Below are 14,082 nucleotides of genomic sequence, written 5' to 3'. Positions count from 1 at the left end.
GTCAGGCCGAAGGCACCGACGGCGGCGCGACCGGAGCCAGCCGCGCCTGGCGGAAGGCGGTGGGCGTGGTGCCGAAGCGTTCGCGGAATGCGGTCGAGAAATTGGCCGCGCCCGAAAAGCCGACGGCCAGGGCCACTTCTTCCACGCTGAGCGCCGAGTTCACGAGCAGCCGCTGCGCCTCCGCAAGGCGTGCCTCTCGCGCGAACTCGAACACCGTGCGGCCGGTCTGTTCCTTGAACACGCGCGACAGGCGCTTCTCGTGCGTGCCCACGCTCGCGGCCAATGCGGGCAACGCCGGCACGTTCGCGAGGTCGGAACGCACCAGCCGTTCGACCGCCTGCGCGAGCACGCGGTCTGCGTGGTCGGCGGCTGGTTCGCCCTTGGCGTGCTCCAGCGCGCTCTCTGCCTCTTCCATGCAGGCCTGCGCCTGGTGCCTGCAGCTCGCGAGCGCGAGGTGCACCGCCACGCGCGCCAGCACTTCCGCCGGCTCGAAGGGCTTGAGGATGTAGTCGACCGCGCCTTCGCGCAGGCCTGTGAGGCGCTCTTCCACCGAGCTGGAGGAGGTCACGAAGATCACCGGGATGCGCGCCGTCGCGCGGTCGGCCTTCAGCAGCCGGCAGGTCGCGTAGCCGTCGGTGGCGCCCATGCGCACGTCGAGCAGCACCAGGTCGGGCTGCAGCGCGGTCGCCCGGCGATAGCCCTCCAGCGCATCGAACGCCAGGCTGATGCGGTGCCCCGCCTCGCGCAACACGCCCAGCAGCAACTGCAGCTCTTCGATGTTGTCGTCGATGACGAGGATGTGCGCGCGCCGGGGCGGCGTGGTCGACCAGTAGGACATGGGCGTCGAGCGTAGGAGTGCGTCGCCGAAAAGCAGCGTGAATTAGTTCACATTCAGTTCACATTATGTTGCATTGGTAAACAAATGTCATCATTAGCAAAGCTTTCGTCCTGATTCGCAAAGGCTCCCTTCGGGGCCCCGCCGAAGAATCCCGCCCTTTCCGGAGCACCCGTCGCCTTCGCGACGCCACAAGAAACGGTGCCCGGCCACCAGAGCCATCACGAGGGACGGGATGTTCAGGACCCCATCGAATCTGTCGCACGCGCAGGCGCGGCGCGACGTGTCTTCCAACGCCGCGCGCCTGCGGCACGGCCTTTGGCGCCGTTGCCTCACGCGCCTTGCCGCACCCGTTGCCGGGCTGCTCTTCGCCACGGCCGCGCATGCGGTGCCGCAGGTTTCGAGCCTGGTGCATTCGCCGGACATCCTTCCCGCCGGCGGCACGGTGACGAGCACCGTCACCATCGCCGAGACCGACAGCCTGCCGATCGGCGCGCCGGGTGCGTCCTTCACGTACACGATCCCAGGGAACAGCATCTACATGGGCACCGGCGCGGTTCCCGTGGGCACATGCTCGGCCACCGTGTCGGTGGGCTCCGCCGGCCCCGGCACGCTGACCTGCTCGGGCATCACGCTCGCGGCGAACCAGCTGCGCAACTTCGAGGTGCTGCTGCGCACGGTCACGCAGGGCACGCTGAGCGTGACCGCCGCGCCCAGCGGCGGCGGCTCCAGCGAGACCAAGACGATCACCGTGAACCAGGGCGCCGACGTGGCCGTGGCCATCAGCGCCCCGGCCACCGCGCCCAGCGGCTCCACGGTGCCGATCGTCTTCACGGTCACCAACAACGGCCCCGACGCCAGCACGGGCTCGACGCTGACCTACCCGATTCCCACGGGCCTGTCGGTCTCGGGCAGCGGCCTGCCCTCGGGCTGCTCGATCAGCGGCAGCCTGCTGACCTGCAACGTGCCGGCCACGCCCGCGGGCGCCGGCAGCAACACGCGCACCTTCACCATCAACGGCGTGGTCACCGCGGGCGCGGGCTCCACCATCACGCACCAGCCGGCAGTGGCACCCGCGGGTGCGGTGGGCGACGGCGTTTCCACCAACAACAGCGCCACCGCCAACACCACAGTGACGGCGGGCTACGTGCTCGCGCTGGCCAAGAGCCATGACGGCGGCCAGCTGCTGGTGGGCCAGCGCTTCAACTTCAGGCTGAGCCCGAGCTTCAGCGGCACCGCGCCCACGGGCGTGACGCTGAGCGACACCATCCCCGCCAACTTCGCGATCCAGACGCCGATCAATGCCGCCGCCGGCTGGACCTGCTCCGTCAGCGGCCAGACGGTGAGCTGCACGCGCAGCAACATCGGCGGCAGCGGCGGCGCCAACGTGGCGCTCGGCGACATCCTGGTGCCGGTCATGGCCATGACCGCCGGCACCGGCGTCGTCAACGAAGCCACCGTGAGCGCGACCGGCCCCATCGCCAACTCGGCCACCGGCAGCGTGCCGGCCGACGTGGCCGTATCGGCCACCGACTTCCGCGCCGACAAGCGCCGCGGCTGGCCGCAGAACAACGTGCCGCTGGGCCAGGCCTTCGACTACCAGGTCGGCAGCACCAACCTCGGCGGCACGCGCCTGCTCGCGGGCAGCACGATTCAGCTGGTGGACGACCTGCCGGCCGGCGTGCAGATCAACAGCGTCACGCAGCGCGACGGCTACACCTGCACGGTGACCAAGGGCGGCGCCACCGTCGTTCCGACGCCCGCCACGCCGGTGCCCGGCCCCGCCACGGTGACCTGCACGCGCACGCTCGCTTCCGACATCAGCGTCGACCTGTCCGCCGGCAACAGCGCGCGCAACGGCGGCTACATCATCGTGAACGCCACCATCCCGGCGCTGCCCTCGGGCGGCGGCCAGATCGTCAACAGCATGTGCGTGAACGTGGCGCTGCCCGCGGCCGCGCCCACGCTCGGCGCCGACCCCGACGCCAACACCGGCAACGACTGCGTGAGCCTGGGCACCGGCGTGAACGACACCGCCACCGCAGCCGACGTGAAGGTGCTCAAGCGCGTGGTCGGCATCGGCGACAGCGCGGGCAACCGCCAGGTCGCGGGCCAGAACGTCACCTGGGAACTCGAGGTGGTCAACGCCGGCCCCTCCGAGGCGCAGAACGTGGTCGTCACCGACGCCTTCGCGCAGGTGATCGGCGCGGGCAGCGTCTCACAGACGGCCAACGGCGGCACCTTCGCGGGCACCTGCGCGCTGCCGGCCAACGGCAGCGGCTTCGGGCAGGCGTCGCTTTCCAACTGCACGCTGTCGACCCTGCCGGTGTGCCGCGCGAGCACCGACCCCGCCAGCGCCCTGCCGCTGTGCCCGGTCATCCAGGTCGTCGCCAAGCACTACGGCGACGGCGCCTCGGCCACCGATCACGGCTTCCAGATCAACAACACGGCCAATGCGCTGGCGACCACGCCGGCCGATCCGAACCTGGCCAACAACGACGGCAGCGCCACCGCCTACCTGCTCGCACGCACGGACGTGACGGTCACCAAGTCGGCCAGCCCCGCCTCGGTGCCGGTGGGCCAGCTGCTCACCTACACGCTGACCGCGCGTAACCAGAGCCTCGCCCAGGGCAGCCTCAGCCGCGCCTACGACGTGCACGTGGTCGACACGCTGCCGGCCAACCTGATGTTCATCTCGGCCACGGCCTCCGGCGGCGGCAGCTGCTCGACGGAGCCGAGCAAGACGCAGCCCACGGGCACCGGCGTCACCAACAACCAGCTCGAGTGCGCCTGGACCTCGCTCGACCGCAACGTGCAGCAGACCGTGACGGTGCGCGCGCGGCCGCTGTACGTGCTCAACGGCTCCACGGTGACCAACACCGTGCACGTTTCCACCGGCACGCCCGAGCTCAATACGACCAACAACGACGCCGCCGTGCCGGCGACGGTCACCGCGCCGGCCTACGACCTGGTCGTCACCAAGCGCGACGACGTCGACCCGGTGAACGTGGGCGACGACGTGGGCTACACCATCACGGTGTCGAACAACAGCGCCTCGACGGCGGAAGACGTGCGCCTGGTCGACACGCTGCCCCTGCCGGGCCCCGGCGGCGAGGCACCGCCCACGCTGGTGTCGGTGACCGCCCCGGGCGGCACCACCTTCGCGCTGGCCAGCGGCGCCGCCATCGGCTCGGCCGGCGGGCAGATCGTGTTCACCATCCCGACGCTGGGCGGCTCGGGCGCCACCTCCACCGGCGAGCCCAACACGCTGCAGTTCCGCGTGGTGCTGCGCGGCGTCTCGCGCGGCACCTTCCAGAACAACGCCAGGGTCGATTTCTTCGACGCCGCGCGCAACGCCTTCGACACCGTCCAGGGCAACAACGCGGTGGCCGAGAACACCACCTTCCGCTTCAAGGCCGACGTGCAGGTGGTCTCCAAGACCGCTGTCACCGCAGGCACCGCCACGCCGGTGACCACCGTGTCGTCGGCCGTGCCATTCGACTGGCTCGTGCAGCTGCGCAACAACGGCCCCGACAGCGCCGAGACCACCAGCTTCACCGACACGCTGCCCGCATCGCTGGTGCTGGCCGGCCCGCCGGTGTTCACCGTGACCGGCGGCAGCTTCACGCCCGCCGCGCCCACCTGCACCGGCACGGCCGGCAGCACGGCAGTGAGCTGCGCCATCGCATCGATGCCGGCGAACGGCACGGCCACCGTGCGCATTCCGGTGCGCTTCAGCGGCGCGGCGCCGGCCAACGGCACCGTGCTCACCAACCGCGCGCACATCGTCACCACCGGCTCGGGCGACACCAACGGCGGCACCGATCCGGACGGCGGCAACAACTTCAACGACGGCAGCGTCACGGTGCAGAACAGCGCGCTCTCGGGCCGCGTGTACGAAGACCTGAACGGCAACGGCCTGATCGACAGCGGCGAACCCGCCATCGCCGGCGTGACCATCCGCCTGAACGGCACCGACAGCTCGGGCAACGCCATCGCCCTCACGACCACCACCGACGCCGCCGGCAACTGGAGCTTCACCGTGCCCGCCGGCACCTACAGCGTGGTGGAAGACCAGCCCGCCGCCTACCTGCCCGGCATCACCCGCGCGGGCACCGTCAGCGGCGCGGGCAGCGCGGCCGGCACCGTGCCGCCGGGCACCGGCAACGGCCCGAACGGCTCCAACGCCAACCGCATCGACAACATCGTGCTCGGCACGGGCGGCGCGTCCACGGCCAACAACTTCGGCGAAGTGCGCGCGGCCAGCCTGGCCGGCCGCGTCTACCAGGACGCCGACTACAGCGGCGCCTCGAGCGCGGGCGACCCCGGCATCGCCGGCGTGAGCGTCACCCTCACCGGCACCGACATGTACGGCAACCCGGTGTCGCTGACCACCACCACGGCCGCCTCCACCGGCAACTACGCCTTCAACAACCTCACGCCCGGCAGCTACACGCTGACCGAGACGCAGCCGGCCGGCTTCGTCGACGGCAGCGACGCGGCCGGCACCGCCGGCGGCACTGCGGGCAACGACGTGGTGAGCGCGATCGCGCTGCACTCCAACGTGAACGGCACCGGCTACGACTTCGGCGAGCAGCTCACCCGCATCACGACGCGCGTGTTCGTCGACGGCAACAACGACGGCATCCCGCAGGCCGGCGACACCGGCATCCCGAACGTCGAGCTGCGCCTGACGGGCACCGACGCCGCGGGCAACGCGGTGAACATCCTCGCCGTGCCCACGGGCACCACGGGCGCCTACGAGTTCCGCAACGTGCCTCCCTCGGGCGCGGGCGGCTACACCATCACCGAGACGCAGCCTGCAAACTACGCGCCCGGCAAGGCCAACAACAACGGCCAGCCCGGCACGCCGCAAGGCGGCGGCAACGTCATCACCGGCGTGACCGTCTCGGGCACCAGCGTGCCGTCGACGCAGGGCGAGTACTGGTTCGGAGAGCTGCTGCCCGGCGGCATCTCGGGCCGCGTGTACTACGACCGCGACGGCAACGGCGCACAGGGTGCGCCGGCCACCGAGCCGGGCCTGGCGGGCGTGACCATCACGCTCACCGGCACCGACGTCAATGGCCAGCCGGCGTCGCGCACCACCGTCACCGACGCCAGCGGCGACTACAGCTTCCCGAACCTCGCGCCCGGCAGCTACACCGTGACCGAGGCGCGGCCCGCGGGTTACCTGCCCGGCATCACGCGCGCCGGCAACGTCAGCGGCGCGGGCAGCACGCCGGGTGCGGTTCCCACCGGCGGCACCGGCGTGACCAACGGCCCCAACGGCTCGAACGCCAACGTCATCCAGAACATCGTGCTCGGCGCGGCGGGCGCGGGCTCCACCGGCAACAACTTCTCGGCCGTGAAGCCGGCGAGCCTCTCGGGCTACGTGTACGCCGACGTGGCGCCTTCCAACGGCACGCGCGACAGCGGCGAGCCCGGCATCGCCGGCACCACCATCCGCGTGACCGGCACCGACTTCCAGGGCAACGCGGTCGACCGCACGGTGCAGACCGCCGCCGACGGCCGCTACCTGGTGGACGCGCTCACGCCCGGCACCTACCAGATCGACGAGACGCAACCCGCCGGCGTGGCCGACGGCCCCGAGTCGCTCGGCACCGTGGGCGGCGCGCCGCGCGGCACCGCCAACCCCGGCGGCACCAACGACCGCTTCGGCGGCCTCGCACTCGTGTCGGAAGACACGGGCATCGACTACAACTTCGGCGAGCGCGGCGGCCAGATCGCGGGCTGGGTGTACGTCGACACCAACAACGACGGCATCCGCCAGCCCACCGAGGCCGGCATTCCGGGCGTGACGCTCACGCTCACCGGCCGCTCGGCCAGCGGCCTCGTGGTGAACGCCACGGTGGTCACCGACGCGAACGGCCGCTACGTCTTCACCGGCCTGCTGCCGGCCGACGCGGCGGGCTACACCATCCGCGAGACGCAGCCCGTGACGTACGCCGACGGCCTCGACGCCGTGGGCACCGTCGAGGGCGCGGCCACCGGCACGCTGGGCAACGACGTCATCGGCGCCATCGCCTACCGCGGCGGCAACGGCGACAACTACAACTTCGGCGAACGCGGCGCATCGCTGGCGGGCACCGTCTACAACGACGCCAACCGCAACGGCAAGCGCGAGCCGCAAGACTTGCCGATCGCAGGCGTGACCATCACGCTCACCGGCACCGACGCCGCCGGCCAGCCGGTGACGCGCACCGCCGTCACCGACTCCAACGGCCGCTACGAGCTGCCCGGCCTGCCCCTGCCCGGCAGCGGCGGCTACACCGTCACCGAGACGCAGCCCACCGGCTACGACGAAGGCGTCGCCATTCCCGGCACGCTGGGCGGCACCGCGCAGAGCTCGAACCAGATCCGCGTGAACTTCACCAGCCTGGAAGCCCACGGCACCGGCTACGACTTCACCGAGCACAGCAGCCAGCCCGCATCGCTCACCGGCACAGTGTGGTTCGACCAGAACCACAACCGCAGCCGCGAATCGGGCGAAGGCCAGGGCGAAGGCTGGACGGTGGAGCTGCTGCGCTGCGCAGACGGCGGCAACGCCTGCGCCGAGAACGCGGCCACCGTGCTCTACACCGTGACCACCAACGCCGACGGCAGCTACCGCTTCGGCGACCTGGTGCCCGGCGAGTACCGCGTGCGCTTCCGCTCGCCCGACGGCCGCGTCGTGGGCGGCGTGTGGCCGACCGACACCGCGCAGAACGGCGCGAACGGCCCCTACCCGACGCCCGCGGCGAGCGATCCGCGCTTCAGCATCAAGGTGCGCGTGAGCGCGGGCGCCAACATCCAGAAGCAGGACCTGCCCTACGACCCGGGCGGCGTGGTGTACGACAGCGTGAGCGGCACGCCCGTGCCGGGCGCCGTGGTGCGAATGGTCGGACCGGCCGGCTTCGACCCCGCGCAGCACCTGCTCGACAAGCGCGACAGCTACACCACCGGCCCCAACGGCTACTACGACTTCTTCGTGCTGCCGGGCGCGCCGGCGGGCGAATACCGCCTCGTCATCACGCCGCCGGGCGCCTACCTGCCCTCGTCGATGTACCCGGCCGCGGCCGGCGCGCTGGGCACGCAGTCGTGCTCCGCGCCCGCCAACGGACCGGCGCCCGCGCAGACCAACCCCTGCGTGGTGAGCCCCGGCGCGGCGCTGGTGCCCGGCGCTGGCTACTACCTGCTGTTCCAGAAGCCGGCCGGCGGCGGCCAGCACGTGGTGGCCAACAACATTCCGCTGGACCCGTCGGACGCCACGCTCATCGAGCTGCGCAAGACCACCTCGAAGCTCAGCGTGAAGAAGGGCGAGCTGCTGCCCTACCGCATCACGGCGCGCAACACGCGCGGCACCGCCCTGCCGGGCGTGGCCGTGGTCGACACGCTGCCGCCGGGCTTCCGCTACATCCAGGGCTCGCTCACGGTGCGCACGCTGCCGGGCGGCGTGGCGCTGCCGGTGATCCCGCAGATCAACGGCCGCCAGATCGTGATGCCGGGCCAGAACTTCGCGCCCAACGAGACCAAGGAATACCTGATGGTCGCGGGCGTGGGTGTCGGCGTGGGTGAAGGCGAGTTCGTCAACCAGGTCGTCGCGCTGCAGGGCGTGGGCGGCAGGACGCTGTCGAACCTCGCCACCGCCAGCGTGCGCGTGGTGCCCGATGCCCTCTTCGACTGCACCGACGTGATCGGCAAGGTCTACGACGACAGGAACGCCAACGGCTACCAGGACGACGGCGAACCGGGCCTGGCCAACGTGCGCATCGCCACCGTCAACGGCGTGCTGGCCACCACCGACGCCGAAGGCCGCTACCACATCGCCTGCGCCGCCATTCCGAAGGAAGGCACCGGCAGCAACCTGGTGCTCAAGCTCGACGAGCGCACCCTGCCCTCGGGCTATCGCACCACCAGCGAGAACCCGGCGGCCGAGCGCGCCACGCGCGGCAAGGTGCTGAAGATCAACTTCGGCGCCACCGTGCACCGCGTGGTGCGCCTCGCGCTGCAGGGCGCGGCCTTCGACGACGGCGCCGCCACGCTGCGCGCAGCCTTCGCGGGCGAACTCGACCGCACGGTGGCCGTGCTGGCCGAGAAGACATCGGTGCTGCGGCTGGCCTACAAGGCCGCGCCGGGCGAACCCGCATCGCTGGGCCGCGACCGCACCGACGCGGTGAAGGCCGCGGTGCTCTCGCGCTGGAAGCAGCTCGGCGAGCAGCGCGCCTCGCGCAACGAGTCGCCGCTCTTCAACCTGGACGTGGAGATCGAACTGGTGCCTGCCGCCGCCTCTTCCGGGGAGGCAAAGCCATGACGCGAGGAAGAAACACCACCGCCATGCCCCGCCCTCAGACACCGAACCCGATTCAGCGAGCCGACATGAGAAGAAAGAAGAAGACGCTGCCCAGGCGCATGGCCATTGCCGGCGCCGTGACCGCCGCCTGCCTGAGCATGGGCCTGGCCGCCGCGCAGGAAACCTCCGTGCGCGGCCGCATGCTCGACCGCGCCGCGGCCGACCCGCGCGCGATCGACATCGACGGCGCACGCCACCTGCCGCGCAGCAGCGAGCGCGATTTGCCCAAGGCCACATTCGTGCTCGGCGACGAGCGTGCAATGCCAGCGGCTGCAACCGTGTCTCCTGTTGCGGCACCCGCCGAACGCAGTGACGCCACCACGCCGCATTTCGACTCCGGCGCGGACGGTCTCTCCCCCGCCGACCGCGCGCAGCTCGACCGCATCGCCCAGCAGGTCAAGGGCCGCGACGGCCTGCGCTTCGAGATCGTCGGCCACACCGACACGCAAGCGCTGAGCGCCAAGTCGCGCGAACGCTTCGTCGACAACCACGTCCTGGGACTGGCCCGCGCTCAGCAGGCCGCGCGCTACCTCACGCAACGCCTCGGGCTGCCGGAGACGGCCGCGTCCGCGAGCTCGCGCGGCCCCGATGCGCCCGTTGCGACGCCAGCCACCGACCCGGCCAACTGGCCCGCCAACCGCCGCGTCGAGGTGCGCGTGTACTGGCACGACGCGCCCGTCGCTGCAACGCCCGTCGCAACGCCAGCCGACCCCGGCGTATGCCGCACCTTCACCGCCTTCGGCACCGACGACGCGCCGCTGCGCCTGAGCGTGGACGGCCAGCTGCTCTCGCCCGACGGCAAGCAGCCCTCGGCCGATGGCACCACCAGCGCCGACCGCCAGCGCTGCGTCGACGTGCAGCTCGAGCGCAACCAGCTGCGCCTGCAGTACGACAACCTCTCGCAGCCGCGCCGGCTGAGCGCCAGCGCCTGGCCCACCACCGTGGTGGCCGGAGACACGGTGCGCTTCGCCGGCTACAGCAACTACCTGCTCTTCACCTCGAAGGCAGAGCTGCGCGTGTACACCGCCAACGAGGCGATGCAGCGCCGCCAGGTCGCCACCGTGCCGCTGGACGCCGGCCTGCGCGGCGAATGGCAGGTGCCCGAGGGCCTGCTCAACCGCGTGGCCGAGGGCGTGACCGGCAAGCTCTACTACCGCGTGCGCGTGTACGACCGCCAGGGCCGCTTCGACGAGACCGACGATCTCTCGCTCACGCTGGTCCAGCACCACAAGCCCGAGACCGGCACGCCGCCCGACCCGGCGCGCGAGCTGCTGCGCGGCTACGGCCAGAACAACATCGCCATCGCCAACATTCCGCTGAGCGCGGGCACCGTCACCGCCAGCGGCGCGACCATCCGCCCAGGCGAGAGCGTGCGGGCGCTGGGCTTCGCGGTGCCGGTGGACGAGAGCGGGCGCTTCGTGTTCCAGCAGCTGGTGCCGCGCCGCGTGCAGACAGGCGAGATCGCCGTCACCGACGCGCAGGGCGCCACGCGCGTCTACCGGCGCGACTTCGACCTGCCCACCAGCGACTGGTTCTTCGTGGGCCAGGCCGACCTCACCGTGGGCAGCAACAGCGTGAGCGGCCCGGCCGCGATCATGACCAACGACAAGAACCGCTATGGCGGTGGCGGCTGGAGCGAAGGCCGCATCGCCGGCTACGCCAAGGGCCAGCTCAACGACCGCTGGACGCTCACGGCCAGCGTCGACACCGAAGAGCGCCCGCTGAAGGAGCTGTTCCGCAACCTCGACCGCAAGGACCCGACCTCCCTCTTCCGCCGCTTCGACCCGGAGGACTCGTGGAGCACCTTCGGCGACGACTCCACCACCATCGAGGACGCGCCCACGCAGGGCCGCTTCTACCTGCGCGTGGACGACGGACGCTCGCAGGCGATGTGGGGCAACTTCAAGCTCAACTTCGGCGACACCGAGCTCACCCGCGTGAGCCGCGGCCTCTACGGCTTCCACGGCCGCTACCTCGGCGAGGAATCGACCGCCTTCGGCGAAGCCCGCCTGAAGGTCGACGCCTACGCGGCCGAGCCCGGCACGCTGGCGGCGCGCGAAGAATTCCGCGGCACCGGCGGCTCGCTCTACTACCTGCGCAACCAGGACATCACGCGCGGCGCCGAACGCGTGACGCTGGAAATCCGCGACAAGGACTCCGGCTTCGTGCTCAAGCGCACGCAGCTGGTGCCGAGCACCGACTACGAGATCGACTACCTGCAGGGCCGCGTGCTGCTGTCGGCGCCGTTGCCCAGCCTGTCGGACGACGGCTCGCTGGTTCGCGCCGGCGGCTTCACTGGCATGCCGACCTACCTGGTGGTGGACTACGAATACACGCCGCTCACCACCTCGCTCGACACCCTCGCCGTGGGCGGCCGCGTCTCGTGGTGGGCCAACGACCACGTCGGCGTGGGCGTGACCGCATCGCGCCAGGACCAGATCGGCGGAGACCAGCGCCTGGCCGGCGTCGACCTCACGCTGCGCAAGACAGAGAACACCTACTTCAAGGGCGAGTTCGCGCGCAGCAAGGGCCCGGGCACCACGCAGCTCGACTCGATGGACGGCGGTTTCAGCTTCACCGGCCGCAACGGCTCGTTGACCAACGGCCTGGGCAACGGTCCCACCGGCAACGCCAACGCCTGGCGCCTCGAAGGCCAGGCCGACCTGGGCGACTTCGACATCCGCGGCGGCGGCCGCGTGAACGCCTATGCGCAGTCGCGCGACGCGGGCTTCTCCGCGCCGGGCCAGTACGCGAGCAACGCCACGCGCCAGGTCGGCGTGCAGGCGACCGTGCCCTTCGGCGAGAAGGCGGAGAACGGCGAGCTGCGCCTGAAGGCCGACCGCCGCGACGAGCGCAACGGCTACAACAGCAGCGTGTTCGACGCGCAGTACTCGCTGGCCCTGTCGCCCGAATGGAAGCTGGGCCTCGGCCTGCGCTACGACGACAAGACCGGCGATGCGCTCATCACCAGCCCGTCGCTGCCGACCACGCAGGCGGTATCTGGCGAGCGCGCCGATGCGGCCGTGCAGCTCGAATACACCGGCGCCGACCGCTGGAGCGCCTACGGCTTCGCGCAGAAGACGCTGCGGCGCACCGGCACGCGGCTGGAGAACGACCGGCTGGGCTTCGGCGGGCGCTACCGCGTCAACGACAAGCTGGCGCTGCGCGGCGAGGTCTCCACCGGCGACGGCGGCTTCGCGGGCAAGGCGGGCATCGACTACCAGTACGACGACCGCTCCAACCTCTACATGACCTACGTGTCCGACACCGGCCGCACCGACGAGAACCTCATCGGCCGCGGCGGCACGCTGGTGACCGGCGTGCGCTCGCGCGTGGGCGACGGCCTCACCATGTTCACCGAGCACCGCCAGGCCACCGGCACGCAGCCGGGCCTCACGCATGCCTACGGCGTGCAGTACGCGCCGGACACGCGCTGGACCTTCGGCGTGAACTTCGAGAACGGCTGGGTCGGCGCCGAGACGCTGGGCGCCACGCGCCGCCAGGCGGTGGCCTTCACCAGCGGCTATTCGAGCGAACGCCTGAAGTACAGCGGCGGCCTCGAATACCGCAAGGACCGCACCACGGCCGAGACGCGCACCAGCTGGCTCGTGAAGAACTCCTTCAGCTGGAAGGTGGACGACGACTCGCGCTGGATCGGCAAGTTCAACTGGGCCGACAGCGACAGCACCACCGGCACGCTGGCCGCCGCCAAGTACACCGAAGCCATGCTCGGCTACGCGCTGCGCCCGGCCCTGAACGACAAGCTCAACCTGCTCTTCAAGTACACCTACCTGTACGACCTCTCGTCGCCGGGCCAGGTGGTGTCGGGCGGCGTCGACTCGGGCCTGGGCACCGTGTCGACCACCGGCATCGACTACCAGCAGCGCAGCCACGTGTTCGCCATCGACGCCACCTGGGACCTGAACGAGCGCTGGACGCTGGGCGGCAAGTACGCCTGGCGCCGCGGCGAACTGCGCGCGAGCCGCGACAACTCGTCGCCCTGGTTCAAGAGCTCGGCCGAACTCGCGGTGCTGCGCGTCGACTGGAAGCTGGTGCGCAACTGGGACTGGATGCTCGAATGGCGCACGCTGCGCGCGAAGGAACTCAAGGACCGCAAGAGCGGCTGGGTCACCGCCGCCTACTACCACGTCAACGAGAACCTGAAGGTGGGCATCGGCTACAACTTCACCGACTACTCCGACAACCTCACCGACATGAGCTACCGCAGCAAGGGGTGGTTCCTGAACGTGCTGGGCAAGTTCTGACGGGGCCGGCCATGCATGAACGCAAGGACGAGATCCCCATCACCGTGCCGTTGGTCGACATCGCCCAGACGCTGGCGCGCGCGGGCTTCCTCGACGCCCATGGAGACCGCTACAGGCTCTACGAGGAATGGGCGCGCGACTTCCAGGCCGACTTCGAGGCCCGCGCCGCCGCGGGCCGCAAGCCGGGGTGCACCTACCTGCGCGACGTGACCGCCTTCGCGCTGCGCCGGGCCGCCGCTTACGGTTTCGAGGTACGCTGCGAGGACTACGGCCCCCGGCTGTGCAGCGAAGTCAGGCTCATCGCCGGCGCGCGCTGAGGGCGAACCGCAACGGCGAACAACGCGCCCCGCCTACCGGAAGCAGGAAGAAATGAAGAAGACCGATGTTCTCGTGACAGTGATGGGAATGGCTCGCGCGGGCCTGGGCTTCACGCCCACCGATGCGCTCGCCTGCATCTCCGAGCTGATCGAACAGGAGGATGCGGAGAGCCCGTTCCACGACGCCAACGTGGAAAGGCTGCTCAGGCTGGGCGCCTGCGTGTGGAGCCTGAGGCACGGCATGCTGGCGCAGCCGTCCTCGGAAGCGTTCTCGCGGGAAACGCTGAAGTAGCCCGAGTGGAGGCCGCGGCGCGC

At 71.0% G+C, this 14,082-nt stretch carries 5 protein-coding genes; 4 read left to right on the top strand and 1 reads right to left on the bottom strand.

Features of this window, described 5'->3' with window-relative positions; genetic code table 11:
- Position 1: 1 nt before the first annotated feature.
- Entirely contained in the window at positions 2-838 is an 837-nt protein-coding gene (locus BMY35_RS12985; protein WP_093199160.1) for a response regulator transcription factor, read from the bottom strand.
- A 232-nt stretch (positions 839-1,070) separates the two neighbouring features.
- Here BMY35_RS12985 and BMY35_RS12980 point away from each other — a divergent pair, with 232 nt between their 5' ends.
- From BMY35_RS12980 to BMY35_RS12965, 4 genes are all read left to right on the top strand, one after another.
- Positions 1,071-9,146 (top strand): SdrD B-like domain-containing protein, encoded by an 8,076-nt coding sequence (locus tag BMY35_RS12980; RefSeq protein WP_093199158.1) that lies wholly within the window; start codon positions 1,071-1,073, stop codon positions 9,144-9,146.
- Positions 9,147-9,211: 65 nt separating this feature from the next.
- Entirely contained in the window at positions 9,212-13,450 is a 4,239-nt protein-coding gene (locus tag BMY35_RS12975; protein WP_177213632.1) for an OmpA family protein, read from the top strand.
- Between the two features lie 11 nt (positions 13,451-13,461).
- Positions 13,462-13,767, top strand: a complete 306-nt coding sequence (locus BMY35_RS12970) for a hypothetical protein (protein WP_093199153.1) — start codon at positions 13,462-13,464, stop codon at positions 13,765-13,767.
- A gap of 52 nt (positions 13,768-13,819) precedes the next feature.
- Complete coding sequence (locus BMY35_RS12965) at positions 13,820-14,059, top strand: hypothetical protein (RefSeq protein ID WP_093199150.1); 240 nt, start codon at positions 13,820-13,822, stop codon at positions 14,057-14,059.
- Positions 14,060-14,082 lie beyond the last annotated feature (23 nt).

The sequence above is a fragment of the Variovorax sp. YR750 genome (genome assembly GCF_900109805.1).
GTDB lineage: Bacteria > Pseudomonadota > Gammaproteobacteria > Burkholderiales > Burkholderiaceae_C > Variovorax > Variovorax gossypii.
Note: the sequence above shows the minus strand (reverse complement) of the source record. Positions and strands in the feature narration are given on the sequence as shown.